This window comes from Streptomonospora arabica (assembly GCF_039531585.1).
GTDB classification, from domain to species: domain Bacteria; phylum Actinomycetota; class Actinomycetes; order Streptosporangiales; family Streptosporangiaceae; genus Streptomonospora; species Streptomonospora halophila.
In genome coordinates this window covers 636,972-663,517 of record NZ_BAAAQI010000001.1, presented here as the reverse complement: position 1 = coordinate 663,517, position 26,546 = coordinate 636,972, and the positions used below count along the sequence as shown (strand labels likewise).

General features: G+C 72.8%; 19 protein-coding genes and 1 pseudogene. 12 read left to right on the top strand and 8 right to left on the bottom strand.

Annotated elements, in window-relative coordinates; all coding sequences use genetic code 11:
• Positions 1-30 precede the first annotated feature (30 nt).
• Positions 31-1,317 (bottom strand): extracellular solute-binding protein, encoded by a 1,287-nt coding sequence (locus ABD284_RS02840; protein WP_344140624.1) that lies wholly within the window; start codon positions 1,315-1,317, stop codon positions 31-33.
• A gap of 267 nt (positions 1,318-1,584) precedes the next feature.
• On the opposite strand from ABD284_RS02840, the gene ABD284_RS02835 reads away from it, so the two are divergent.
• Both ABD284_RS02835 and ABD284_RS02830 read left to right on the top strand, forming a co-directional pair.
• Complete coding sequence (locus tag ABD284_RS02835) at positions 1,585-2,799, top strand: ROK family transcriptional regulator (protein WP_344140622.1); 1,215 nt, start codon at positions 1,585-1,587, stop codon at positions 2,797-2,799.
• A 130-nt stretch (positions 2,800-2,929) separates the two neighbouring features.
• Positions 2,930-3,289, top strand: a complete 360-nt coding sequence (locus ABD284_RS02830) for a hypothetical protein (protein ID WP_344140620.1) — start codon at positions 2,930-2,932, stop codon at positions 3,287-3,289.
• A 39-nt stretch (positions 3,290-3,328) separates the two neighbouring features.
• Here the strand turns inward: ABD284_RS02830 and ABD284_RS02825 are convergent, their stop codons facing one another.
• Positions 3,329-8,116 (bottom strand): ATP-dependent helicase, encoded by a 4,788-nt coding sequence (locus ABD284_RS02825; protein WP_344140618.1) that lies wholly within the window; start codon positions 8,114-8,116, stop codon positions 3,329-3,331.
• A gap of 112 nt (positions 8,117-8,228) precedes the next feature.
• Here ABD284_RS02825 and ABD284_RS02820 point away from each other — a divergent pair, with 112 nt between their 5' ends.
• The 4 genes and pseudogenes from ABD284_RS02820 to ABD284_RS02800 all read left to right on the top strand — a co-directional run bounded on the left by ABD284_RS02820 (position 8,229) and on the right by ABD284_RS02800 (position 11,684).
• Positions 8,229-8,423 (top strand): DUF3046 domain-containing protein, encoded by a 195-nt coding sequence (locus tag ABD284_RS02820; protein ID WP_344140616.1) that lies wholly within the window; start codon positions 8,229-8,231, stop codon positions 8,421-8,423.
• A gap of 359 nt (positions 8,424-8,782) precedes the next feature.
• Positions 8,783-10,258 (top strand): annotated as a pseudogene (gene recA, locus ABD284_RS02815) (recombinase RecA); the annotation flags it as partial.
• Between the two features lie 132 nt (positions 10,259-10,390).
• Positions 10,391-11,092 (top strand): hypothetical protein, encoded by a 702-nt coding sequence (locus ABD284_RS02805; protein WP_344140776.1) that lies wholly within the window; start codon positions 10,391-10,393, stop codon positions 11,090-11,092.
• The gene (locus ABD284_RS02800) at positions 11,085-11,684 is read left to right on the top strand and encodes a regulatory protein RecX (RefSeq protein ID WP_344140614.1); all 600 of its coding nucleotides are present in this window, start codon (positions 11,085-11,087) and stop codon (positions 11,682-11,684) included. Before ABD284_RS02805 ends, ABD284_RS02800 begins: the two co-directional genes overlap by 8 nt.
• Positions 11,685-12,030: 346 nt before the next feature.
• Here the strand turns inward: ABD284_RS02800 and ABD284_RS02795 are convergent, their stop codons facing one another.
• Complete coding sequence (locus ABD284_RS02795; protein WP_344140612.1) at positions 12,031-12,552, bottom strand: GNAT family N-acetyltransferase; 522 nt, start codon at positions 12,550-12,552, stop codon at positions 12,031-12,033.
• Positions 12,553-13,244: 692 nt separating this feature from the next.
• The gene (locus ABD284_RS02790; protein WP_344140610.1) at positions 13,245-15,410 is read right to left on the bottom strand and encodes a S9 family peptidase; all 2,166 of its coding nucleotides are present in this window, start codon (positions 15,408-15,410) and stop codon (positions 13,245-13,247) included.
• A 317-nt stretch (positions 15,411-15,727) separates the two neighbouring features.
• On the opposite strand from ABD284_RS02790, the gene ABD284_RS02785 reads away from it, so the two are divergent.
• The 5 genes from ABD284_RS02785 to miaB all read left to right on the top strand — a co-directional run bounded on the left by ABD284_RS02785 (position 15,728) and on the right by miaB (position 21,752).
• Positions 15,728-16,717 carry a TAXI family TRAP transporter solute-binding subunit gene (locus ABD284_RS02785; protein ID WP_344140607.1) on the top strand — a complete coding sequence of 330 codons (990 nt, stop codon included), beginning with the start codon at positions 15,728-15,730 and terminating at the stop codon, positions 16,715-16,717.
• Entirely contained in the window at positions 16,677-17,291 is a 615-nt protein-coding gene (locus tag ABD284_RS02780; RefSeq protein ID WP_344140605.1) for a DUF1850 domain-containing protein, read from the top strand. The genes ABD284_RS02785 and ABD284_RS02780 overlap by 41 nt, the downstream gene beginning before the upstream one ends.
• 71 nt (positions 17,292-17,362) lie before the next feature.
• Complete coding sequence (locus ABD284_RS02775; protein WP_344140603.1) at positions 17,363-19,645, top strand: TRAP transporter permease; 2,283 nt, start codon at positions 17,363-17,365, stop codon at positions 19,643-19,645.
• Positions 19,646-19,719: 74 nt separating this feature from the next.
• The gene (locus ABD284_RS02770) at positions 19,720-20,121 is read left to right on the top strand and encodes a hypothetical protein (RefSeq protein WP_344140601.1); all 402 of its coding nucleotides are present in this window, start codon (positions 19,720-19,722) and stop codon (positions 20,119-20,121) included.
• 164 nt (positions 20,122-20,285) lie between these two features.
• On the top strand, positions 20,286-21,752 hold the full coding sequence (gene miaB / locus ABD284_RS02765; RefSeq protein ID WP_344140775.1) for a tRNA (N6-isopentenyl adenosine(37)-C2)-methylthiotransferase MiaB: 1,467 nt from the start codon (positions 20,286-20,288) through the stop codon (positions 21,750-21,752).
• A gap of 55 nt (positions 21,753-21,807) precedes the next feature.
• Here the strand turns inward: miaB and ABD284_RS02760 are convergent, their stop codons facing one another.
• Both ABD284_RS02760 and ABD284_RS02755 read right to left on the bottom strand, forming a co-directional pair.
• Entirely contained in the window at positions 21,808-23,091 is a 1,284-nt protein-coding gene (locus ABD284_RS02760) for a cytochrome P450 family protein (RefSeq protein WP_344140599.1), read from the bottom strand.
• 21 nt (positions 23,092-23,112) lie between these two features.
• Positions 23,113-23,865, bottom strand: a complete 753-nt coding sequence (locus ABD284_RS02755; protein WP_344140597.1) for a TetR/AcrR family transcriptional regulator — start codon at positions 23,863-23,865, stop codon at positions 23,113-23,115.
• A 172-nt stretch (positions 23,866-24,037) separates the two neighbouring features.
• Between ABD284_RS02755 and ABD284_RS02750 the strand changes: the two genes are divergently transcribed.
• A complete protein-coding gene (locus ABD284_RS02750) occupies positions 24,038-24,718 on the top strand; it encodes a class III extradiol ring-cleavage dioxygenase family protein (protein ID WP_344140595.1) in 681 nt (226 codons plus the stop codon).
• Between the two features lie 31 nt (positions 24,719-24,749).
• Here ABD284_RS02750 and ABD284_RS02745 read toward each other — a convergent pair whose 3' ends face one another.
• Entirely contained in the window at positions 24,750-25,508 is a 759-nt protein-coding gene (locus tag ABD284_RS02745; RefSeq protein WP_344140593.1) for a VOC family protein, read from the bottom strand.
• A gap of 63 nt (positions 25,509-25,571) precedes the next feature.
• Positions 25,572-26,477, bottom strand: a complete 906-nt coding sequence (gene miaA, locus ABD284_RS02740) for a tRNA (adenosine(37)-N6)-dimethylallyltransferase MiaA (RefSeq protein WP_344140774.1) — start codon at positions 26,475-26,477, stop codon at positions 25,572-25,574.
• Positions 26,478-26,546 lie beyond the last annotated feature (69 nt).

Here is a 26,546-nt window from a genome sequence, read left to right as displayed (position 1 = left end):
GCCCCGGCGATCACCGCGAGGGCTGGGGACTCAGGCGACCGGCTTGTTCAGCGTCTCGGTCAGCTCCTTGTTCGCCTGTTCCAGGACGGTGTCGGGGTCCTTGCCCTTGACGATGTCCAGCACGGCGCCGGGCAGGATCTTGCCGTCCTGGTCGGCGGAGTTCCAGTTCGGCGTCGTCGGGAAGAACTGGGTGTTCTTCATCTGCTCGGCGGCGGCCGCGGTGACGGGGTCGGACTGGTAGGCCTCGTCGTCGAGCATCGCGGGGTAGGCCGGGAAGTAGCCCGCCGCGTCGGCGTAGCCCTGTCCGCCCTTCTTGTCGCCCATGACCGTGAGCAGGTCCCAGGCCGCGTCGGGGTGCTCGGTGGTGGAGAACAGCGTCAGCGCCGAGCCGCCGGCGAAGGCGGGCGCGGTGCCGTCGGCTCCGGGGATGGGCGCGGCCTCGATGCTCTCCAGCACCGACGGGTCCTCGGCCTGCTCCTCCATGGAGGTCAGCGCCCAGCCGCCGTCGATGTACATGCCGACCTCGCCGTTGGCCATGTCGGCCAGCGGCACCAGTTCGTTCTCGCCGACGTAGGACTGCGGGGAGATCTTCTCCTCGGAGGTCAGCCCGGCGTAGAACTCGATGGCCTCCTGGGTCTCGGCGGAGGTCAGCCGCCCCTGCCACTTGCCGTCCTGCTGGACGGCGATCTCGCCGCCGTTGCTCCAGATGAAGCTGGCGATGCCGTTGGTGAAGTCGGTGGGGGCCGCGAAGCCCGACACGTCCTTCTCCTTCTCGATCGCCTTGGCGACCTCGACCAGCTCGTCCCAGGTCTGGGGCGGCTCCATGCCGATGTCCTTCAGCCAGTCGGCGCGGTAGTAGAGCGTGCGCACCCCGGAGAACCAGGGGATGCCGTACTGGGAGCCGTCGTAGGTGCCGTACTCGACGGCCGCCTGGTCCATGTCGGCCACCGCGCCCCAGGACTCCGTGCGGGAGGTGATGTCCATGATCGCGCCCTGGGAGGCCCAGTTGGCCACCTGGTCGTTGCCGACCTCCAGCACGTCGGGGGCGTCGCCGCCGGCCAGCGCGTTGTTGATGGACTGCTGGGCGTCGGGCCAGGGGATGAACTCCACCTCGACCTTGGTGCCGGGGTGGTCCTTCTGGTAGCGCTGCTCCACGGTGTCGAAGTACTTCTCGATGGGCTTCTGGGCCGTGCCCATGACCCACACGGTCAGGCTGTCGGGAGCCTCGGATTCGCCGCCCTCGGAGCCGCCTCCGCCGCAGGCGGTCGCGGCCAGGAGCACCGCTGTCGAAAAGGCTGCGGTCTTCAGGGATCTCATGCTGGTCTCTCCCTTCACGCGTTGCCGCGCGCGACGTTGCGTCGAGAGGACGCCCCCGGCCACCTCTGGGTCGGCTGCAAGCGCGATGCGGGCTTCGTCGTCGGTTCGAGTGTGCTGGGATAGCGGGTGTGCGTTCGGAAGAACCGCCCTGCCCACCGCCGGGCCCGGCAGGGGTGAGGCGAACGGCGCCGGGTGGGCGCCTCCGCTGATTGGCCGCTAAACTAACAAGAAACTTTCCTAATGGATAGAGAACGGAGTGTCACGGTTATGTCTCGACGTCCGGGGACTCCGCGCCTGCTGCGCCAGCTCAACGACCGGGCGGCCCTGGAGCTCCTGCTGGCGTCGGGGCCGCTGACCCGCACCCAACTCGGCCAGGAGACCGGCCTGTCCAAGGTGACCGCCTCCCAGCTGCTCGCCCGCCTCGAAGAGCGCCGGCTCGTGCACGTCGTCGGCAGCCAGGCCGGCGGCCGCGGACCCAACGCCGCCCTCTACGCCGTCGTGCCCTCCAGCGCCTACGCCTTGGCGCTGGACATCCGCGCGGGCGAGGTCACCGGAGCCCTCGCCGACATCACCGGCCAGATCACCGGCGAGTTCACACTCGACCCCGGCGACACCCCGGACCCCGTCGCCCAGGTCAACCGCGCCGTCAAACGGCTCCTGCAGACCTGCGAGGTCCCCCCGGACCGGCTCAGCGCCTGCACCATCGGCACCCCCGGCGTCGTCGACCCCCGCACGGGAGCCGTACGCTTCTCCTTCGACCTGCACACCTGGCTCGAAGACGCCTTCCAGGCGCTGCGCACCGACCTCGGGCCCGTCGTCCGAATCGAGAACGACGTCAACCTCGCCGCCCTCGCCGAACACGCCGAAGGCGCGGGCGAGGACGTCTCCGACTTCGTCCTCATCTGGCTGGGCGGAGGCGGCGGCGTCGGCATGGCGATCATGCTCGACGACCGCGTCCACTGGGGCACCACCGGCGGCGCCGGCGAGATCGGCTACCTGCCCGTCCCCGGTGCCCCGCTGCCCGGCGACGTCGGCCTGCCCGGCGGCTACCAGTCCATGCGCCGCACCGCGGAGCGGCCCACCATCGCCCACGGCTTCCAGGCCCTCGTCGGCGCCCAGGAGATCCTCGCGCTCGGGGAGTCCCACGGATTCGCCGGCAGGACCGTCGGCGACGTCCTCACCGCCGCCGCCGAAGCCGGCCCGCCCGGCGAAGGCCTCCTCGACGAGCTCGCCGAACGCATCGCCCGCGGCGTCGCGGCCGTGTGCGTGGTCCTCGACCCCGGACTCGTCGTGCTCGGCGGCGAGGTCGCCCAGAGCGGCGGAGACGTCCTCGCCCGCCGTGTCGCCGACGCCGCCGCCCGCATCGGACCCAACGCACCCCAGGTCAGCGTCGGCCGCGTCGAGGCGCCCGTCCTGCGCGGCGCACTCCTGTCCGCCCTCCAGCACGCCCGCGAGGACGTCTTCGACTCCACCGTGGAATGACACGCGGGGAGGCCGCCACTGCACCGCCGCCGGTCCGGGGCGGCCCGACCGCCCCGGACCCCGACCGCTCCCTCCGAGCGCACCGGATGCAACGGATCGGTAACCGCACCGTGGCCGGACAGCGTGAAGTGTGCGCTTTGGGGCTATGGACAACGTCGAACGAGGCCGAGCGCTCCACGGCGTGCGGGTCGCGGTGCCGGCCGGAGACGACGGCCACGCCCTGCTCTGGTTCGCCTACTGCCCTAACTGCCAGGCGACGGTCAATACCGACCGGGACTTCATCGCCGACTGCTGGAGCTGCGGGCGGCCGCTCCCCAAGCGGTTCAACTCGCGGATGGAGCTGCGCGTGGAATGGGTCCTCTACGAGGACATCCTGCTGGGACGGCACCACGCCGACGAGTGGTACTGCAACTACTGCGGTACGGCCAATCCGATGAGCAATCCCATATGCAGCAAGTGCAAGCGTTCGAAGCACTCCACGGGATCGTGACCACGGCCTGCCGCGGCGGTTCCTGAATCCACCCCCTGTTCACCGCCGCAGCCGCAGCGCCTTCGGGGTGGCGTGGAAGCCCGCCCCCAGCAGAGCGGTCTCCAACGGCGTCCCGAACACCGCGCCGCCGTCGCAGCGCTGCACCGACACCGACGCGACCCGTCCGCCGTGCACCAGCTCGGCCAGCGCACGCGCCGCACGCTCCAGGTCCCCGGCACCCGAGCCGAACGTCAGCGCCGAGCGCCCGCCGCGCTCCAGGTACAGCGTCGGCGCGCCGCCGTCCAGAACCACCAGCGCACCCGCCTTCCGCCCCGGGCGCCCCGCCGACTCCGCCACCGGCGGCCACGGCAGAGCCGCGCCGTAGACGTTGGCCGGATCGGCCGCCGCCAGGACGAGCGGGTCGCCGCCGTCCCGCGCACCCGCCGGAGCCTCCTGGCCGCCGAGCGAACGCAGCCGGTCCACGGCGCCGGGAAGCGCGAACTGGGCCGCCCCCAACCCGTCGACGAAGTACCCCCGCCGCGCGCGCCCCGCGTCCTCGAACCCCCGCAGCACCGGATACACCGCGCTGAAACCGCCCGCGCCGCGCCCGCCCGAACGGCGGTCGCCCCGCCGCACCTGCTCGGCCACCACCGAGCCGCGCGTGACGACCCCGTAGCGGTCCAGCAGCGCAGACGTGCCCGCCGCCAGCCGCCGCGTGGCATCGGGCTCGCGCTCCGGCAGCAGCCACCACCGCCCCGCCGCCGTGGGCGGGCCCGTCCGGCTCGGCATCACCGGCCGCCGCGACCGGCTCCGATGCGCCGTGGACCCGGACCCGAGCAGCGCGCGCAGCGCCGACAGCGAGTCGTTGCCGACCAGCCCCGACCACACCAGGTCCCACAGCGCCGCCACCACCGCCGCATCCGAGACCGCCGCCGCGCCCTCGGGGCGCACCACCCGGTCGGCCACGTCCCGGAAGAACAGCGCGCCGCCCGCACGCAGCGCCGCCAGCACACCCGCCCGCGCCCGCGACGCCCCGGACTCCTCCGGCGCCGGCTCCGGCAGCAGCAGCTCCGCCTCGTCGGCCGGGACCAGGCACACCCACCCGTCGTTGCCCGCCAGCGGCCCCGCGCCCGCCCACAGCACCTCGCCGGCATGGGTCAGCTCGTCCAGCAGCGCCGGCGCATACCCCTCGACCCGCGCCGGCAGCACCAGGGACTCCAGCGCCGACGCCGGCACCGGCGCCCCCCGCAACGACTCCACCGCCGCGAACACGCCGTCGGCGCCCCCCGACCGCCGGCCCGGCCCCACGCGCTGCCACGCCGGGACGAACCGGCCCAGCGCCCGCTGCGGCACCGGCTCCACCTCGCGCCGCAGCCGCGCGACCGAGCGCCGCCGCAACGCACGCAGCACATCCGTCTCGCACCACTCCGTCCCCCGGCCGCCCGGCCGGAACTCGCCCTCGACCACACGCCCGGCGACCGCGAGCCGGTGCAGTACCTCCAACGCCGCCTCGCGTTCGACACCGAACCGATCGGCCACCCCCTGAGCCGTGAACGGCCCGTGCGTGCGCGCGAACCGCGACACCAGGTCGCCCAGCGGATCGGCCACCGGAGCCGCGAACGCCTCGGCCGCACCCGCGAACGCCCCGTCCGAGGTGCCGGAGGCCTCCGACAGCCACTCCGGCAGCCGCACACCCGCGCCGTCGCGCAGCCGCGCGGCGTCCTCCACCGCCGCCCACCGCGGCTCACCGCCCACACGAACCGGAACAGCGCGCCCCGCACGCTCCAGCTCCGCCAGCGACTCCGCGCCGGCGCCGCGCTCCTCCGCCTCCTCGGCGCTCAGCGGCCCCAGCTCCCGCAGGAGGTCCGCTGCACCCTCGCGCCCCCACGCCGGATCCACCCGCCGCTCCGGCGCAAGGCGCTGCAACCACGCCTCGTACTCGGCCACCGCCTGCCCGTCGAGCAGCTCCCGCAGATCCGCCTGGCCAAGCAGGTCCGCCAGCAGCCCCGAGTCCAGCGTCAGCGCCTGCGCACGCAACTCCGCCGCGGGGGCGTCGCCCTCGTACAGGAACGCCGCCGTGTATCCCATCAGCAGCGACTGCGCGAACGGCGACGCCCGCTGCGTCTCGACCTCGACCACCCGGACCCGCCGCGCACGCACATCGGCCATCAGCGACGCGAGCGAATCCACGTCGAACACGTCGCGCAGACACTCCCGCGCCGCCTCCAACACGATCGGAAACGACCCGAACCTGCCCGCCACCGACAGCAGCTGCGCCGAACGCTGCCGCTGCTGCCACAACGGCATGCGCCGCCCCGGACGCCGCCGCGGCAGCAGCAGCGCGCGCGCCGCGCACTCCCGGAACCGGGCCGCGAACAGCGCCGAGGACCCCAGCTCCGCCGAAACCGCGTCCTCGACCTCCTCCGGGTCCACCATCAGCGACTCCACCAGGCCGCCGCCCGACCGCCCGGCGGCACCGGCCTCCTCCACATCCGGCAGCCGCACCACGATCCCGTCGTCGCCGTGCACCACCTGCGCGTCCATCCCGTAGCGCTCGCGCAGCCGCGCGCCCACCACCAGCGCCCACGGCGCATGCACCCGGGCGCCCAGCGGCGAATGCACGACCGCGCGCCAGTCGCCCAACTCGTCGCGGAACCGCTCCACCACGACCGTGCGGTCGTCGGGCACCCACCCCGTCGACTCCGCCTGCTCGGTCAGATAGTCCACCAGGTTGGCCGCCGCCCACCCGTCCAACCCGGCGCCCCGGGCGCGCTCGACGGCCGCGGACTCCTCCAGCCCCCGCACCTCGCGCGTCATCGCGCCGATCGCGCGCCCCAGCTCCGCCGGGCGCCCCAGCGCATCGGCCTTCCAGAACGGCAGCCGCCCCGGGCGCCCCGGTGCCGGCGACACCATCACCCGGTCCGCGGTGATCGACTCGATCCGCCACGCGCTCGCACCCAGCACGAACACGTCGCCCACCCGCGACTCGTAGACCATCTCCTCGTCCAGCTCGCCCACCCGCGAGGGCCCCGCGCCCCCCGCGGAGGCCAGGTGCACCGCGTAGGTGCCCCGATCCGGAATCGTCCCGCCGCTGGTCACGGCCAACCGCTGCGCGCCCGGCCGCCCCGACACGGTCCCGCCCGAGCCCGCGCCCCCGGCGTCGCGGTCCCACACCACCCGCGGCCGCAGCTCTGCGAACTCGTCGGAGGGGTAGCGCCCCGACAGCATGTCCAAGACCCCCGACAGCGCCGAGTCCGGCAGCGACGCGAACGGGGCCGCACGCCGCACCAGCGCACCCAGCTCCGCCACCTCCCACTCGTCCATCGCCGCCATGGCCACGACCTGCTGCGCCAGCACGTCCAGCGGATTGCGCGGCATCCGCAGCTCCTCGATCCGGCCCGCGCGCATCCGCTCGACCACCACCGACGCCGCCAGCAGGTCGCCGCGGAACTTCGGGAACACCACCCCGCGCGAGACCCCGCCCACCGTGTGGCCGGCGCGCCCCACCCGCTGCAGGCCCCCGGCCACCGACGGCGGCGACTCCACCTGCACCACCAGGTCCACCGCGCCCATGTCGATGCCCAGTTCGAGGCTGGACGTGGCCACCACGCACGGCAGCCGCCCCTCCTTGAGGTCCGCCTCGATCACCGCGCGCTCGTCCTTGGACACCGAACCGTGGTGCGCCCGCGCCACCACGCCCGCCTCGGCGCCGTAGGTCTGGCCCGCCTCGGCCATCACCTCGGCCGGCGACAGGCGCGCCCGCCCGTTCGGCCGGCCGCCCGGTGCGAGGGAAGGCGCACCGGGCGGACCCGCCGCCCCCGAAGCGCCGGCCGGACCCCCGCCGGCGCCGCCGCCCGGCGCCCGGCGCTCGTCGGCCAGCTCGTTCAACCGCGCGCACAGCCGCTCGGCCACCCGCCGCGAGTTGCAGAACACGATCGAGGAGCGGTGCTCCTCGACCAGGTCCAGCACCCGCTCCTCGACATGCGGCCAGATCGAGGTCCGCGCCTTCGACGCCCGGTCGTCGGCGCGCGCCGACGGCACCGCCGCCTCCAACTCGGTCATGTCCTCGACGGGCACCACGATCCGCACGTCCAGCGACGGAGCCTCCGCCGCCGCCACCACCGAGGCGGGGCGCGGCCCGCCGAGGAACGCCGCGACCTCCTCCGGCGGCCGCACCGTCGCCGACAGCCCGATCCGCTGCGCCGGCGCGCCGAGCATCGCGTCCAGCCGCTCCAGGCTCAGCGCCAGGTGCGCGCCCCGCTTCGTGCCCGCCAGGGCGTGGACCTCGTCGACGATCACCGTCTCGACCCCCGCCAGGCCGGCGCGCGCCTGCGAGGTCAGCACCAGAAACAGCGACTCGGGCGTGGTGATCAGGATGTCGGGCGGCGCCGAGGCGAGTTTGCGCCGCTGGTCGGCGGGGGTGTCGCCGGTGCGCATCGCGACCGACACGTCGGGCGCCCCGAGGCCGGCCGACACGGATTCGCGCCGGATGCCCGACAGCGGCGCCCGCAGGTTGCGCTCGATGTCGGCGGCGAGCGCCTTCAGCGGCGAGACGTAGAGCACCCGGCAGCGCCGCACCCGCTCCTCGGGCACCGGACGCGACGCCAGGCCGTCCAGCGCCCACAGGAACGCCGACAGCGTCTTCCCCGACCCCGTAGGGGCCACGACCAGCGTGTTCTCACCTCGCGCGACCGACTCCCACGCGCCCGTCTGCGCGGGGGTGGGACCGGCGGGAAACGCACGCTCGAACCAGGCGCGCGTGGGTCCCGAGAAGCGGCCCAGCGGACCGCCCCGCCCGCGGGCGCCGGAGCCGCCGGACCGGGAGCCGGGATCTTCTGCCGAGGACATGTGCCCAGTCTGCAACGCCCTGGAGACGAAACCGCGGAGACCGGCCCGGGCCCGTTCCCAGGGGGCGTCGGCGGAGGTGACAGCACCGGGGCGGCGGCCGATACTGGAGGGGATGAGACTTTCACACTTCTGGGAGCGCATGAACGGGCAGTTCGGCGAGGCCTACGCCGCGAGCCTTGCCCGCGACCACGTCATCGACTCGCTCGGCTCGCGCACGGTCGACCAGGCGCTCGCCGACGGCATCAGCGCCAAGGAGGTGTGGCGGGCCGTCTGCGAAGCATTCGACCTGCCCGCCGCCGCACGCTGACGGCGCAAGCAGGCCGCAGACCCGGGCCGGAGCGTAATGGGCCGGCCGGTCCGCCCGGGCGGACCGCCGCGCAGGCGACGCGCCCGGACGCCTGGGGAGGGCAGGCGATCGAACAGAGGTTCGGGTAGGGTTGCGGTGTATCCGGGGCCGACCATCCCGAACCGCAAGGTGCGGTATCAGCCTCCGGCGGACCACGACGCCCCGGCGGGCGTCCGCGAGTGGACACGCACCCGGCGGCAGGCACGCGGCCGCCGAGCACTTGTCCACAGGCGCGCCGACGCGGTCGAGGTTTGTCCCCGCCGCCGCGTAGCGTCACACCCAAGATGAACAAGAAGACGACGACCCAACAGGGGTTTCCCGTGGCTGCTGCTGATCGAGAGAAGGCTCTCGAGACCGCGCTCGCTCAGATCGAGCGCCAGTTCGGCAAGGGCTCCGTCATGCGCCTAGGCGATGACGACCGCCCGCCGGTCGAATCCATTCCATCCGGCTCCATTTCCCTCGATGTCGCATTGGGTATCGGAGGAATTCCCCGCGGGCGTGTTGTAGAGATATTCGGACCAGAGTCGTCGGGGAAGACCAGTGTGGCGCTGCATGCCGTGGCGAGCGCACAAAAGGCCGGAGGGATTGCCGCATTCATCGATGCGGAGCATGCGCTCGACCCCGAATACGCCAAGAAAATCGGTGTCAACACCGACGATCTGCTGCTTTCCCAGCCCGACACCGGTGAACAGGCGCTGGAGATCGCCGACATGCTGATCCGCTCCGGCGCGGTCTCCATCCTGGTCGTCGACTCCGTAGCCGCCCTCGTGCCCCGCGCCGAGATCGAAGGCGAGATGGGCGACAGCCACGTCGGCCTCCAGGCCCGACTGATGTCCCAGGCCCTCCGCAAAATCGCGGGCGCATTGCACCAGACTGGAACGACCGCGATATTTATCAACCAATTGCGGGAGAAAGTCGGTGTCATGTTCGGATGCGCATCCTGGGATACTTGGGTGACGTTGGCTGACGGGACTCGGGAACGCATTGGAAAAATTGTAAACCAAAAAATGGACGTAGAAGTCCTTTCCTACGACCCTGAAATCGGAGAAATCGTTCCACGGCGTGTCACCAACTGGTTCGACAACGGCCGAACGGAAGAGTTTCTGCACTTCAGGGTAGAGCGCGCCGGAGGTGGAAGGGGCTATGGGAGTGCCTACATGGACCTCACCCCGAACCACCTCGTGCGGACGCCGGGCGGTTGGCGGGAGGCCGGCGACATCATGCCTGGGGACCGGGTCATGCTCGCGCAGCACTACTATCTGAACGAGGTTCAAAAGCAGGTGGTGCTGGGTTCACTGCTGGGGGACGGGTGTCTGTCCGCGCCTGTGGGTGAGGACGCAGAGAGCGGACGATTTCGGATGGGGCACGGTGCCAAGCAAGCGGACTACCTGAATTGGAAAGTCGCTATGCTGGAAAACATCCCTCACTCGGTGACATCGAATGCGAAAGGTGCCGTCTTCGCTGACTTTACTCCACTAGCCGAATTGGGCGAACTTCGCCGGACGGTTTATGCGGGAGGCGGTAAGAAACACATAACCTGGGACTACCTGAAGAGTCTGACGCCACTGGCACTGGCGATCTGGTATATGGATGACGGTTCATTTGCGTTGCGAACCGATGGGCGCCAGGCTCGCACCGAGGGAGGTAGCGGACGCGTCGAAATCTGCGTCGAGGCCATGAGTCCTGGATCGAGGCAGCGGATCGCCGACTATCTTCGTGATACCTTCGAGTTCGACGTAAAATTGCGTCCGCGAGGTGCACGGAAAATCAACACGCTTACATTCAGTGCAGAGTCCTCCAAGAAATTCCAAGAATTTATTGCACCCTATATTCACCCATCGCTGGATTACAAGCTTCTGCCTGGGCTTCGCGGCTACTTCAATGCCGAGCCCGAATTGTCCGAGCCCGTTTTGCGGCCTAGTCCAGCAGTGGTGCGGGAAGTTACTCCGAAGGCTCCGACCGCGGGGCGCACCGGACGATACGACATCGAGGTGGAGGGCAGCCACAATTACTTCGCCGACGGGGTCATGGTGCACAACAGCCCCGAAACGACCACCGGCGGCCGGGCGTTGAAGTTCTACGCGTCGGTGCGGCTCGACATCCGGCGGATCGAGACGTTGAAGGACGGGACCGACGCGGTCGGGAACCGCACGCGGGTCAAGGTCGTGAAGAACAAGGTGGCGCCGCCGTTCAAGCAGGCGGAGTTCGACATCCTCTACGGCGTGGGCATCTCGCGTGAGGGCGGGCTGATCGACCTCGGTGTGGAGCAGGGCGTCGTGCGCAAGTCGGGCGCCTGGTACACCTACGAGGGCACCCAGCTCGGGCAGGGCAAGGAGAACTCCCGCAACTTCCTGCGCGAGAACGTCGACATGGCCAACGAGATCGAGAAGAAGATCAAGGAGAAGCTGGGCGTGCCCGGCGCGGGCAACGACTCCGCGGACTCCGCGGCCGCCGCCGACGCCAAGGGGCCCGACTCCGCCAAGGCGCCCGATGCCGCCAAGGCCGCAGGGGCGAGGGAGACCGGCGCCAAGGAGGCCGCGGTCAAGGAGACCGACGCCGCCGCTCCGGCCGCCGCACCGCCCAAGCGGGCGAGCAGGACCAAGGCCACCCCGCCGCCAGCGGATGCCTGACACGCACGAGCCCTTCGACAGCGACACCGACACCGATACCGCCGCCGATGCGCCCGAGACCGGCGCCCGGGCGGGCGGGTCCGCGGACGGCGAGGATCCCGAGGCCGGCGCGCGCGGCATCTGCCTGCGCCTGCTGACCTCGGCTCCGCGCACCCGGGCCCAGCTCGCCCAGGCGCTGCGGCGGCGGGGCGTCGACGACGACGTGGCCGAGTCGGTGCTGGGGCGGTTCAGCGAGGTCGGGTTGATCGACGACGCCGCCTTCGCCGACGCGTGGGTCGACTCCCGCCACGCCGGGCGCGGTCTGGGGCGCAAGGCGCTGGCGGCTGAGCTGCGGCGGCGCGGGGTGGCCGAGGACACGGTGCGCGACGCAGTCGAGGAGCTGAGTCCCGAGCAGGAGGAGGAGACCGCCAGGCGGCTGGCGCGGCGCAAGCTGGCGGGCTCGCGCACGTCCGACTCCGCCGCGCGAGCGCGCCGGGCACTGGCCATGCTGGCGCGCAAGGGCTACTCCGCGGGACTGGCCTACCGGGTGGTGCGCGAGGAGCTGGAGGCCGAGGGCGCCGAACTGGAACTGCCGGACCCCGATCCGGAGTAGCGGCGCCGGGCCAGAGCCGCGACGGTGCGCCGCCAGACGATCGGTTGCCCGGTGGGGTTGTCTCTGTGACCGCCTCCGTCCGGCACCGCTCGAACCGGGGCGCGCGGCGTCACCGCAGCGCTGCCGAGGCGCTCGCCGGGTCTCGGCGGTCCGATCCGGCGGGCATGCCGGGACGACCCGGCGAAGGGCGGCGGCGCACGGCGGTGCCTCGGGCTACGCGGTGGGCACGTCGGTAGAGGCGCCGTTGGAGAAGGCGCCCGGCAGGGCGTATAGCTGCTCTCCGCTGCGGTACCCAGCGCACGGCGCCGCACCGGACTGACCAGTGAGCGGCCCGGTCGGGCCGGTGCTACGCGTCGGGGTTGATCGCCTGGTAGAGGATGTGCTCCCGCCAGCTTCCGGCGATGTGCAGGTACTGCGGCGCCCTGCCGTAGGCGGTGAACCCGTTGCGCAGCAGGACGCGCTGCGACGCGGTGTTGTGCGGCAGGGTCGCGGCCTCGACGCGGTGCAGGCCGAGGTCGGCGAAGGCGGTCTGCACGGTTTCAGCGACGGCCTTGGTGGCCAGTCCGCGGCCGTTGCAGGCTTCGGCGACCCAGTAGCCGATGGGAGCGGACTGGAAGGCTCCGCGGACGATGTCGTTGACGGTGACCTGGCCGGCGATGCGGCCGGTGTCGTCGAGGACGGCCAGCGGGAGCAGGCGCCCCGCGGCGTGCTGGGTGAGGGCGTATTCGAGTCGGGCCCGCTGGGCGTCGGCGGTGAAGTAGGAGTCGTCGCGGACCGGTTCCCAGGGGGCGAGGAACTCGCGGTTGCGCTGCAGAAGCTCGGCCAGTTCCGGCGCGTCCTTCGCGGTCAGGAGCCGTGTGGTGGGCATCGCGCCTTCCTCTCCTCGGGGGTGCGGCCGGTACGCGGGCCGGGGCGGGCGGGCGCGGTCGGCGGGGCACGGCCGCCGCTTCGGGAGGACAGGGCGAGGGCAGGGCGTGTCCGCCGCGTGTCGCTGTCCGCGCGGCACGGGTAGGCCCCGCGGATCCGCCGAGGGCTGTGGCGGGGCCGCGGGGCCGTACCGCGCAATCCCAGCCGCCATGCGACGAGGGGCGCCGCGGCGGCACCGGAGAGGTTACGGACGGGCCGGGGCGGCCACAAGGGCCGGATGCGCCGGGCGTCGGCGGGCGGTGGAGCCGGGGTTGACAGCGCTTCCCGCGCATTCGGGGGGCAGGGCTCGCCCGGCCCGTGGTATAAGCACACGTGCGGGCCGTGCACCAGGGCGTTCGTTCCCGGGTTTCGGGGCCGCAGGACCCTAGTCCGGTCGCGCTTTCCTCCGCAGCGCGTTCCGGACATCGCAGTGGCCGGATCCGGTCATTCCCTTCACGGGTGCCCGCGGTCGGCCCGCCGCCGAACGGCACGGCCCGGCCTGGGGGACGCGGTACGCGGCAGGCGCCGGGCATCCGGCGGGGCCGCTCCCGCCCTCCGCGCCGTCGGCCGCGCTCCGCGTCCGGCGCCGCGGCGAGCCTCCGCGGTGCCGGAACGCGGTCGCCGGTCACGGCCGGCGTCCTCGGGATCGAACGGCTACGGCCGCCCGGCCTGCTCGTCGGCGGTGCGGCTCTCCGCGCCGCCGTCGCCGTCCAGCGGCGGCAGCGGTTCGGCGACCAGGTCGGCGTCGGCCTCCTCCCCGGAACCGCCGGCCCCGTCAGCGCTCGGGCCCTCCGCCCCGTCCGCCCGGCCGTCCTCGGCCGCGCGCCCGGTGACCAGTTCGATCGCCGGCACGTCGGGCGGGGTGAAGCCGAGCACCTCGCCGTAGAAGGCCAGTTCGGCCTCCAGCGCGCGCTGCTGGTTGGCGGCCGAGCGCAGCCCGTGGCCCTCGCCGCCGAACTCCAGCAGGGCGTGCCGGATCGACCGCTCGGCCAGCCCGGACGCCAGGGCGCGGGCCTGGGTGGGCGGAACGACGGGGTCGTCGGTGCCCTGCAGGATCAGCACGGGAGCGGCCAGGTCGGCGACGCGGTTGATGGGGGAGCGCTCGCGGTAGGTGGCCGCGTAGCCGGGCAGCGGTCCCACGAGCCCGTCCAGGTAGCGCGACTCGAAGTCGTGGGTCTCGGCGGCCAGTCGCAGAAGATCGGTCACGCCCCACGAGGAGGTCCCGCAGGCGAAGGTGTCGCCGCAGAGCGCGAGCAGGGTGGTGAGCCCGCCGGCGCTGCCGCCGCGTACGGCCAGGCGTTCGGGGTCGGCGACGCCTTCCTCGACCAGGGCGCGGGCGGCGGCCGTGGCGTCCTCGACGTCGATGACGCCCCACTGCCCGTGGAGCCGTTCGCGGTAGGTTCGCCCGAACCCGATGGAGCCGCCGTAGTTGACGTCGACGACGCCGATCCCGCGGCTGGTGAAGTAGGCCTTGGCGAGGTCGAGGGAACCGAGTGCCTTGGCCACGGGACCGCCGTGCACCCACACCACGTAGGGCGCCCGGCCCTCGCCGACGGCGTCGGGGTTGGCGGGCGGGTAGACGGTGGCGTGCACGGTGCCGCCGTAGCGGCCGCTGAACTCGGTGGTGCGCGGCGTGGGCAGGTACCGGGGATCGGGAAGGTCCTCGCGGGAGCGCCGCAGGATCTCGGTGCGCCCCGTGCCGGGGTCCAGCCGGACGAGGCTCTGCGGGGTGTGCGTGCCCGCGGCCAGGCCCACGACGGTCGTTCCGTCGCCGGCCAGGGTCTGCCAGCTCTCCAACCCGGTCTCCAGTGGGAAGAGCTCGGCGGTGCCGGGGTCGTAGACGCCCGGGGTGAGGTCGGCGTGGCCGTGCAGGGCGACCAGTCGGCCGTCGTCGAGGAGCCGGTAGGGCTGCAGGCCGAGGGAGAAGCCGTGGGTGAACTCCTCTTCGGCCGGATAGAGCGCGATGGCCGGGCCGGTCAGCCCGATCTCGTAGAGGTTCCACCAGCCCGGCCAGTCGGAGAGGAACACCAGGGTGGTGGAGTCGCGCCAGAGCGGGGAGAGTACGGACTCGGCGACACCGCCCTTGAGGGTGTAGGCGCCTGTGACGGGGCCGTCGCCGTCGAGGGAGCCCACGCGCAGCTCGGTGCCGTCCCAGGGCATGCGGGGATGGTTCCAGGCGATCCAGGCCAGGTGCCGCCCGTCGGGTGCGGGGGAGGGGCTGGCATAGAAGTCGGCGCCGGAGACCAGTTCGGTCACGGCGCCGGGGTCGTCGGCGGCGCGGCCGGACAGCGGTATCGACACGATCGAGCGGACGGGGCGGTTCTCCTGCGCGTCCTGTTCCGCCGTGCCGCGGGCGGGGTGGCGCTCCTGGACGCAGACCAGGCTCGTGCCGTCGGCGCCCAGCGCGGGGTCGGCGTAGCGCAGCCCGCCCGGGGTCTCGGGCTCGGGGCTGATCGGCACGGGCGCGGTGGCGCCCTCGGTCAGCAGGTAGAGCCGCTGGTCGGCGCGGTTGGCGAAGACGATGCCGTAGCGGGTGGCGGCCGTGTCGTCACCCCGCGGCACGGGGAGGAATGAACGCCCGCCGTACTCGTGGACGCGCGTGCCCGCGTCCCATTCGGGCCCGAGGAGCTCGGTGAGGGCGCCTTCGGAATCGCGGTGCATGACGGTGGTGCGCCCGCCCTCGTCGGGGCGGGACTCCTCCCACCAGATCTCGTCGCCCGCGACGCTGGGATGGCCCAGTCGGCGTTCTCCTCGGGCGACGTCACTCGCAGCGATCGGCGATGGCCAGGCGCCGTAGGGGGCCGTCACGCGGTCGGTCATGGGGACACTTCGCACTCAGGGGTATCTAAGGAATGACATGTCGACCTTAGTGGTATGCGGGCGTCTGTGCAGTCGGACGGATGGAGTCGCAAGGGGGGCCGTGAACGGCGCGGGGCGCGGTGCCGCGTGACCGCGGAGGTCGGGGCGCGGGCGCGGCCATTCGTTCCCTACTTGTAATCCGCCGTGCGCGACGGCGTGTCACCGCGCTGTCTATAGTCCAGCCAATGTTCAAGGCGGGTAATCACGCTAGGCACTTCAGAGGCTCGCGCCGGTGCTACAGCACCGCCGCAGCGCACTCTTCGAGGAGGACTCGCGCAATGAGGACGGGACTTCGGACCGGTCGGCTGGCGGCTGCAACCGCGGCCGCGGCCGCAGGGGTCATCGCGCTCGCGGGCTGCGGTGTCGGCGACACGGGCGCAGGCGGCGAACTCACCATGGCCACCGGCAGCACGGGCGGGACCTACTATCCCCTCGGCGCCGAGATGGCCAAGATCTGGTCGGACAACATCGAGGGCGTCAACGTCAGCACCCAGTCCAGCGGTGCGTCGGTGGAGAACATGCGCCTGCTCGACCAGGGCGAGAACGAGCTGGTCATGGCGATCAACGGGGTCGCCGCCAACGCGGTCGACGGCGAGGCGGACTTCGCCGAGGAGCCGCTGTCCAACCCCGGCGACGTGCGCATGCTGGGCAACGTCTACCCCGAGGTGCTGCAGATCGTCGCCTCGGCCGACTCCGGCATCGAGACGATCGCGGACCTCAAGGGCAAGCGGGTGGACATCGGCCCGCCCGGCAGCGGTACGGCCGTGGCCGCGGAGCAGATCCTCGAGGCGTACGGGATGAGCCTCGACGACATCGAGGTCTTCAACAGCACGTTCGAGGAGGCCTCGACCAAGCTCAGCGACGGCCAGACCGACGCGGCGTTCGCGATCCTGGCGCTGCCGGCCGGCAGCATCGAGCAGGTCGCGACCTCCAGCGACGTGCAGCTTGTCGACATCACCGGCGACGGCCTCGAAACGCTCACCTCGGACAACCCCAGCTACAGCCCGCTGACGATCGAGGCGGGCACCTACAGCGGCCAGGACGAGCCGGCCGAGACCGTCACCAACTGGGCGACGCTCTACACCACGGCCGACCTGGACGAGGAGACGGCCTACAACCTGGTGAAGGAGATGTACGAGCGTGCCGACGAGATCGGGCACGACGTCGGCAGCCAGGTCAAGCTGGAGACCGCGGTCGACGGACAGGGCGCCGTCGACTTCCACCCCGGTGCCAAGCGCTACTACGAGGAAGAGGGCGTCCTCGGCTAGCGGCACCGAGCCGCCCGAGGTGCAGCAGGCGGCGGCGCGCGGGCAGGGGCTCGCGCGCCGCCGCGCCCTGCGCGCGGGCGGCGCCGTACTGGCGGCGGGCCTGCTCGGCGGGCTCGCGGCACCGGAGCCGGAGGCGGGCGGCCGCCTGCTGTTCACGGTGACCGACGTCGACGGCGGCCGCGTGGCGGCGTCGCGGCCGGTGGCCGCGGGCGATCGGGTGACGCTGCGCTACACCCATTCGGTGAGCAAGCGCCCGGTGGATGAGGTGTTCTCCGCCGGGGCCGGGGGCCGGCTGCTCATGCAGGAGATGCGGTTCGACACCTTCGGGGCGAACCTCCCCGTGGGGCCCGAGCACATCGGCTCGACGACCACCACGTTCCTGCGCGAGGACGACGGCTACCGGGTGCTGCACCACGGGCGGCCGCTGGGGACGGTGGAGCTGATGGTCAACAGCACGCACTCCGGCCAGGTGCTGCTGTTCCCGGACGGCGGGCGGGTGCGCCTGCTCGACGTCGCCGCGTACGGCACACGGGTGGAACTGGGCGTGCAGGGCGGGCCGCGGGCCTGGCCCTGATCGAGGCGGGGGGACCGGCAGGACGGCCGCCCGACGGACGACGACGTGGATGCAAGGGGATGGGGCGAGCGATGACGAGCGACTCCCGGTCGGCAGCACCGGCGGGTGAGGGCGCCGACTTCAGCGACATCGAGGCGCAGAAGGAGGTCGCCGAGCTAGAGCAGCACAACGTCGCCGCCGAGACGGCGGGCACCCGGCGCGACATGCGCCCTCTGTGGCGGTGGGTCGTCTTCGGTGTGGGGCTGGCGCTGAGCCTGTTCCACCTCTACACCGGCTACTTCGGTACGTTCCCGGGGCTGCAGCAGCGCTCGTTCCACCTGGCGCTGGGGCTGGGCATGGTGTTCCTGCTCTACCCGCACTCGCCGCAGGAGACCCGGCGCCAGCGGTGGTACGGCTGGGGGCTGACCGCCGGCGGAATCGCGGCCATCGTCTACATCATCGTCGAAGGCATCGCCGACTGGTACGTGCTGGCGCCGGCCGCGGCGGTGCTGGCCCTCGTGCAGGCGTCGCGCTACGTTCCGCTGCGCCCGATGGGGGTTCCGGCGGCCGACGTGGTCCTGGCGCTGCTGGGCATGGGGTCGGGGCTGTACCTGTTCGTGTTCTACGAGGACATCGTGCGCACGCAGGGCATCATCGAGCCGGACCAGGTGGCCGTCGGCACGGTGGGCATCCTGCTGGTGCTGGTGGCGGCGCAGCGGACGCTGGGCGCGGCACTGGTGGTGCTGTCGGGGCTGATGGTGGCCTACGCGTTCTACGGCCCGTTCCTGCCGGGCTTCCTGCACCACTCGGGCTACTCGATCGACCGGATCGTCGTCGAGCTGTTCGTGGGCACCGAGGGCGTGTTCGGGACCCCGCTGGGCATCTCCTCGACGTTCATCTTCCTGTTCCTGGTCTTCGCGGCGATGCTCACCCGCACGGGCATGGAGCGGTTCTTCACCGACCTGGCGCTGGGGCTGACCGGCGGTGCAACGGGCGGTACGGCCAAGGTCGGCATCGTCACCAGCGCGTTCTCCGGCACGATCACCGGAAGCTCGGTGGCCAACACCGTCAGCAACGGCGCCTTCACCATCCCCATGATGAAGCGGTCGGGGTATCCGGCCAACTACGCGGGCGCGGTGGAGGCGGCGTCCTCGACCGGCGGGCAGATCGCGCCGCCGATCATGGGCGCCGCGGCGTTCATCATGATCGAGTTCACCGGCATCCCCTACCTGCAGATCCTGCAGGCGGCGATCATCCCGGCGGTGCTGTTCTTCGTCGCCCAGTTCGTCGTGGTGCACTACGACGCCAAGCGCATGGGCATCCGCGGGATGCCGCGCTCTGTGCTGCCGAACGTGCGTCTGCTGATGGCCACCCGCGGCTACCTGCTGGTGCCGATCATCGGGCTGTTCGCGCTGCTGTCGGTGGGCTACTCGCCGATCTTCTCGGCGATGGGCGCGATCGGGCTGACCGTGGCGGTCAACCTGCTGACGCAGATCGTGATGTTCGTGCTGCGGCGCTGGCGCGGCATGGAGGACCGGCTGACGCTGTGGACCCTGCTGGACGGGCTGGTCGACGCGGCGCGTGTGGCGCTGCCGATCATCATGGCGTGTGCGGCGGCCGGCATGATCGCCGGCGTGATCACGCTGACGGGCCTGGGGCAGAAGCTCAGCGACGGCCTCGTGGGGCTGGCCGAGAACATCCTGGCTCCCGGCGTGCAGGTCGTCACCTTCGACGTGTTCCCCGCGACGACGGTGCTGCTGGTGTGCACGCTGGTGCTGACGATGCTGGCCTGTCTGATCCTGGGCATCGGCGTGCCGACCACGGCGAACTACGTCATCACCGCCACCCTGGCGGCTCCGGCGATCATGGCGATCCTGGAGCCGGGGGTCGAGGAGAACACGGTCGCGGTGCTGCTCATGGCGCACATGTTCGTGTACTACTTCGGGGTGATGGCCGACATCACGCCGCCGGTGTGCCTGGCGGCCTACGCCGCCTCAGGCATCTCGGGCGGCAATCCGCTGCGCACCGGCGGGCACGCGGTGCGCATCGCGATCTCGGGGTTCCTGGTGCCCTACATGTTCGTGTTCTCCCCGGAGCTGCTGCTGCAGGACGTGACGTGGCTCACGGGCACCTGGGCCGTGGCGACGTCGCTGCTGGGTGTGTGGCTGGTGGGCCTCGCGGTCGTGGGCTTCGTCAACACCCGGCTGCACTGGTCGCTGCGGCTTCTGGTGGCCGCGGCCGGGTTGGCGATGCTGCACTCGGGCTGGGAGAGCGACCTGTTCGGGCTGGTCGTCGGCGGCGCCGTGCTGGGCTGGCAGTTCCGGGCGGGCCGCGGTGCGGGCTCGGACCGCCCAGAGGTGCCCGCGGTGCCGTAGGGGCCGGGCCGCCGCTCCGCACGAAGGGGCGGCGGCCTTGACCTCAACTTCACTTGAGGTAGCAGGCTCGGGCCATGGCATCGACACAGCAGGCACCGATCATGTTCCGCAACACGATGCGGGTGCACCCCGAGCGGTTCGAGGCGTTCCGCGGCGCGATCGCGAGGGCGGTGGCCTTCACCGAGCAGCACGCCCCCCAGCTGATGGTGGAGGTCTACCTCGACGCAGAAGGCGCGCAGGCCTACAGCTTCCAGCTCTACCCGGACTCCGCGGCCGTGCTGGAGCACTGGCGGATCTCCGACCCCCACATCCGCGAGGTCATGGAGTACAGCACCGTGCTGGGGCTGGACGTCTACGGCGAGCCGGACGCGGCCGTGCGCGAGGGGCTGGACTCCTTCTCCCGCGAGGCCGGAGTGCCGGTGACGGTCCACCCGCGCGTCGCCGGCTTCACGCGGTCCGCGCCCGCGCCGCGCTGAGTACCGGGGCGACGCCGAGCCGGGCGGTCGGCCGGGTCCGGGCCGCCGCCCGCACGCGCCGGGGCGGCGGCCCTTCGCCGTAGCGGAAGCCGGAAGCCGCCGGGACGGCACCGGGCGGCACAGGCACTAGCCTGGGAGCCGTGAGCCAGACTCGTACCTACCAAGTGCGGACCTACGGCTGCCAGATGAACGTCCACGACTCCGAGCGCCTCTCCGGCCTGCTGGAGGACGCGGGCTACGAGCGCGCAGCCGAGGACACCACCGCCGACGTCGTCGTGTTCAACACCTGCGCGGTCCGCGAGAACGCCGACAACCGCCTCTACGGCAACCTCGGCCACCTGCGCCCGGCCAAGGACGCCCACCCCGGCATGCAGATCGCCGTGGGCGGGTGCCTGGCGCAGAAGGACCGCGGCGAGATCGTGCGCCGCGCCCCGTGGGTGGACGTGGTCTTCGGCACGCACAACATCGGCTCGCTCCCCGTGCTGCTGGAGCGCGCGCGGGTGCAGCGCGAGGCCCAGGTCGAGATCGAGGAGTCGCTGGAGACGTTCCCCTCCACGCTGCCCAGCCGCCGGGAGTCGGCCTACGCCGCCTGGGTGTCGGTCTCGGTGGGGTGCAACAACACCTGCACGTTCTGCATCGTGCCCGCCTTGCGCGGCAAGGAGAAGGACCGCCGGCCCGGCGACATCCTGGCCGAGGTGCGCGCCCTGGTCGACGAGGGCGTCGCCGAGGTCACGCTGCTGGGCCAGAACGTCAACGCCTACGGCAGCGAGTTCGGCGACCGCCAGGCGTTCTCCAAGCTGCTGCGGGCCTGCGGCGAGATCGAGGGTCTGGAGCGCGTGCGGTTCACCTCGCCGCACCCGCGCGACTTCACCGACGACGTCGTCGAGGCCATGGCCGAGACCCCCAACGTCATGCCGCAGCTGCACATGCCGCTGCAGTCGGGTTCCAGCCGGGTGCTCAAGGCGATGCGGCGCTCCTACCGCCAGGAGCGCTACCTGGGCATCGTGCGGCGGGTCCGCGAGGCCATGCCCGATGCCGCGATCACCACCGACATCATCGTGGGCTTCCCCGGCGAGACCGAGGAGGACTTCGAGGAGACACTGCACGTGGTGCGCGAGGCCCGCTTCGCCGCTGCGTTCACCTTCCAGTACTCCAAGCGGCCGGGCACACCGGCAGCCGAGATGGAGGGGCAGCTGCCCAAGGAAGTCGTCCAGGAGCGCTACGAGCGCCTGGTGGCCTTGCAGGAGCGGATCTCGGCGGAGGAGAACCGGAAGCTGGTGGGCCGCGAGGTCGAGCTGCTGGTGGCCGAGGGCGAGGGCCGCAAGGACGGCGAGCGGCGCCGGTTGTCGGGCCGCGCGCCCGACAACCGGCTGGTGCACTTCGCGGTCGACGACGGCACCGCGGCGGCGCTGCGCCCGGGGGACTTCGCGTCGGTCGAGGTCACCTATGCCGCGCCGCACCACCTGGTGGCCGACTCCGGCGTGCGCCGGGTGCGGCGCACACGGGCGGGCGAGGCCTGGGCGGCGCGCAACGGCCGCGAGCCGGCCCCTTCGGGCGTGCTGCTGGGCATGCCCACCGTCGGCGCTCCCGAGCCCGAGCCCGCCGCGTCCGGGGGCTGCGGGATCGCGTGACCCGGTCCGCGCCGCGTCATCGCGGCGGGCCCCGATCCGGTGGGCGCGGCCCGGTTCAGCCGCGGCCCAGGTGCAGCGGCAGCCGGACCAGGCGACGCAGGCCCGGCCGCGGATGCCACTCCGGCCCGCCCTCCGGCACGGCCGGAGACAGCTTTGGATAGCGCTCGAAGAGGCGGGTGAACGCCACCTCGCCCTCCTGGCGGGCCAGCGCCGCACCCAGGCAGTAGTGCATGCCGTGGCCGAATCCGGTGTGCTGCTCGCCGCGGGTCGCGTAGGTCCGGCTGATGTCGAGGCGGTCGGGGTCCTCGAAGCGGCGCGGGTCTCGGTTGGCGCCGACGACCATCGCCATGACCGGTTCACCCTGGCGGATGAGCTTCCCGCCGAGGGTTACGTCCTCGGTCGGCCAGCGGGGCCGGCTGCCGAGGACGGGGCCGCACCAGCGCATCAGCTCGTGCACGGCGCGCGGGGCGATCTCGGGGTCCCGGCGCAGCAGCGCGAGCTGGTCGGGATGGGTGAGCAGGGCGAGCGTGCCGTTGCCGATGAGGTTGGCCGTGGTCTCGTGGCCGGCGATCACCAGCGAGAGCACCATCGTGATGAGCTCCTTCTCGGTGAGCCGGTCGCCGTCCTCGTCGCGGACCGCGATGAGGGCGTCGAGCAGGTCGTCGCCGGGGTCTGCGCGCCGCTTGGCGATCATTGCGCGGACGTGCTCGACCGTTCCCACGAGCGCGCGGTCCATCCGCTCCGGCGAATCCGTCTGGATCAGGTCGTTGCCCCACCTGCGCCACAGCGGCCGGTCCTCCTCGGGCACGCCGACCATCTCGCAGATGACGGTGATGGGCAGCGGGTAGGCGAAGTGCTCGATGAGGTCCACGGTGCCGTCGTCGCCGGCGTGGTCCGGCAGCCTGTCGAGCAGGTCGTCGGTGATCTGCTCGACACGGGGCCGCAGTGCGTTGACGCGGCGAACGGTGAAGGCGCGCGAGACCAGCTTGCGCAGCCGGGTGTGGTCGGGCGGGTCGGCGTCGAGCAACGTGTCGGCCATGTAGGCCACGTACTCCTCGGACAGGCCCATCCTGACGAGCAGCTCGGCGCGCTTGTCGGTCTCGATCCCCGGGACGGAGAGCGGGTCGTTGGCGAAGCGCGGGTCGTCGAGGACGGCGCGGACGTCCTCGTGGCGGGTGACGATCCACAGGGGCGACCCGTCGAGGTTGCGGCCGAGGGTGACGGGCTCGGTCTCGCGGAGCCGGCCGAACCCGGTGTAGGGGTCGGCGAGCAGCGCGGGGTCGGTCAGTGCCGCGCCGCCGGGGTCGGCGGCGGAGTCGCGGCCGGTGGGTGTGCTCATGGCTGGGCCCTCCTTGGGGCGTCAGGTGCGCTTCTGGTTGGCGATCTCTTCGTGTACGCGGGCGAGCAGCCGCTCGAACAGCGTGATGACGTGGGGCGCGGCGGCGCGTGCGGGAGCGGGGTCGTCGCCGGGCACCTCCAGGGAGGCGCTGACGACGCGGGCGAGCATGCGGGCGTCGGCCGCGGTGTGGTCGCCGCCCTCCGCGCGCATGAAGTCGGCCGCGCGCTGGGTGGCCACATAGCCGTAGAAGACGCGGACGAAGGCGTGCAGCTGCTGTTCCAGCGGCGTGTCGGAGCGCAGTACCCCGTGTTCGCGGAGCGTGGCGAAGTACTCGGTGACGACGGCGATGCGCGCCCGCGTGTAGTCGCCGAGCTCGCGGAGGCCGCTGCTGACCAGCGAGCCGAGGGTCTCGCTGTCGCGGGTGAGGGTCGCGCGCAGGATGGGGTTCTCGGTGGCCGTGGTGTAGTTGGCGCGCGCCACCGCGCTGGGCCGGATCAGTTGGGGGTCGCGTCGGAAGGACGCGATCAGTCCGTCCATCAGCGTCGCCTGCACCCGCAGCAGCACCGTCAGAAACAGCAGCTCCTTGGTGCGGAAATGCAGGTAGACGGTGCCCTTGCCGACGCCCGCGCGCTTGGCGACGTCCTCGATGGTGATGCGGCGGTACCCCCAGGCGACGAGGAGCTCGGCCGCGGCGTCGAGGATGCGCTCGGCGCGCGCACTGTGCGCGGGGTCGGCGGGCTCCGGGGCGGATGCGGCCGGGTCGGGCTCGGGCACTGGTCCTGCTCTCTCCTGCGTCATCGCGGCAAGGAACGCTGACTGTGTGACCGAATTTCAAAATTGGTCACGCGGTCACCTCCGACGGTAGCAGCGGACGCGCGCGGTGCAAGGACGTGCTTCGCCCGGATTCCGCCGAGACGCGGTCGGCGGCCGCGGTAGCCTCGCGCGTGTGCTGATCGCCGCGGCCGTGTGCCCTCATCCGCCACTGCTGCTGCCGCAGGTCGCGCAGGGCGCCGCCGGCGAGCTCGACGGGCTGCGGGCGGCCTGCGACCGGGCCGTGGCGGGACTGGCCGCTTCCGGCCCGGACACGGTGGCGGTCGTCGGGTGCGGCGGCGCCGACCGGGTGCACGGCTCCGACGCCGCCGGCGGCCTCGACGCCTACGGTGTGCCGGTGCGGGTGGGGGAGGGGCCGCCGGAGCTTCCGTTGTCGCTGACGGTGGGCCGGTGGCTGTGCGATCGCTCGGACCTGCGGCCGGATCGCTACGTCGAGGTCCTCCCGACGGCGGCGCCGCGGGAGTGCGCCGAGCGGGGCGCCGCGCTGGCGGCCGCCGCGGACCGGGTCGCCCTGCTGGTGATGGGCGACGGCAGCGCCCGCCGCGGCGAGCACGCACCGGGCACGGCCGACCGGCGCGCCGCCGGGTTCGACGCCGCGGTCGCCGAGGCGCTGGACGCCGCCGACACCGCGGCGCTGGCGGGGATCGCTCCCGCTCTGGCGGCGGAGCTGATGGCCGGCGGCCGCGCGGCCTGGCAGGTCCTCGCGGGCGCGGCAGCGGGGGCGTGGCTGGGCGGCGGGCTGCTCGCCCACGAGTCACCCTACGGCGTGGGCTACTTCGCGGCGCTGTGGCGCTGATTGCGCGCGAGCCGCGGCCCGCGCGCGGCGGTCACGCGGCCTCGGTGGGCTCCACCGCGGCCAGGCGCGCGCCGAAGGGGTCGGCGAGCAGGCACCAGCGGCCGTAGGGGGAGTCGGCGGGCGCGCGCACGACGCTGCCGCCCGCGCCGCGGGTGTAGTCGGCCGCCGCGTCCGCGCTGCGCACCGCGAAGTAGGTGAGCCAGGCGGCGTGGCCGCTGCGGGGGCGGCCGTCGCCGCCGTAGACCCCGAGGACGGGCCAGCCGCCGCTGTAGAGGGTGACGAACTCGAACCCCTCCACCCGCTCGGGCTCGCAGCCCAGGACCCGCACCAGGAAGGACGCGGTCTCCTGGATGTCGTCGCTGGCGATCTCGCTCCACACCGGACTCCCCGGGCCGGAGGCCTCGCAGCCGCGCAGCGTGCCCGGCTGCCACAGCCCGAACTCGGCGCCGGCCGGATCGCGGGCAAGGGCCATGGCTCCCAGGTCGCCGATGTCCTGGCGGGCCGAGGACAGGCGCCCTCCGGCCTCGGCGACGGTGCGCAGCGCCGCGTCGAGGTCGCGGGTGGCCAGCAGGACCGTCCACGCGGCGGGCTCGGCCGGGCCGGTGTCGCTGCCCCAGCGCTGGCTGATCCCGGCGACCCGCCGCCCGCGGAGGCGGGCCTGGGTATAGGGCAGGTCGTCGAACTCCCACCCGAACAGCCCGGCGTAGAACTCCTTGGCGCGGCCCAGGTCGGGCACCGAGAGCTCGAACCAGCAGGGCGCCCCCGCCGGGTACTCCACCGCAGTCGTCATGGGCGGGTCGTACCCGTGTTCGCAATCGCGCATTCGGGCGGTTCCGGGCGGAACGGGGTGCTCTCAGGTGCGCACCAGTTCCAGAGCGCGTGCGACGAGGCCGGGGTCGTCGTGGTCGAGCCAGCGCACGCGGGGGTCGCGGCGGAACCAGGACTCCTGGCGCCGGGCGAAGCGGCGGGTGGCGCGCACGGTCTCCGAGCGGGCCTCCTCCTCGTCGCAGTCGCCCTCCAGGTAGTGCAGTACCTGGGCGTAGCCCAGCGCCCGCGAGGCGGTGCGGCCCTCGGCGAGCCCGCGCTCGCGCAGCGCGCGCACCTCCTCGACCAGACCGGCGCTCCACATCCGGTCCACGCGGTCGGCGATCCGGGCGTCCAGCTCCGGGCGCGGCACCCGGACGCCGATCTGGACGCACGGGTAGCGCGACGTGTGCTCGGGCAGCGTCGCGGTGAAGGGCCGCCCGGTCAGCTCGATGACCTCCAGCGCCCGCACGATCCGCCGGCCGTTGCCGGGCAGGATGGCCTCTGCGGCCCGCGGGTCGCTCTCGGACAGGCGCGCGTACAGCGGTGCCGGGCCGCGCTCCTCCAGCTCGGCCTCCAGCCGGGCGCGGATGGCGGGGTCGGTCCCGGGGAAGTCCAGCTCGTCCAGCGCGGCGCGCACGTACAGGCCCGAGCCGCCCACCAGGACCGGTGTGGCGCCGCGCTCGCGCAGCCCGTCGATCCGGGCGCGGGCCAGCTCCTGGTACTCGGCGACGTTGGCGGTGCGGGTGACGTCCCAGATGTCGAGCAGGTGGTGGGGTACACCCCTGCGCTCCTCCGGGGCGAGCTTGGCGGTGCCGATGTCCATCCCGCGGTACAGCTGCATCGAGTCGGCGTTGACGATCTCGGCGCCGCCGGAGGCCGCGCCCAGGCGCAGGGCCAGTTCCACGGCGAGGTCCGACTTGCCCGCGGCGGTGGCTCCCACCACCGCGACCACCGGGTCTTGGGTACCGTCCCGGTGCCCGTCCACTCGGTCCCGCCTCTCCATGTCCTGACTGCCGCGTTC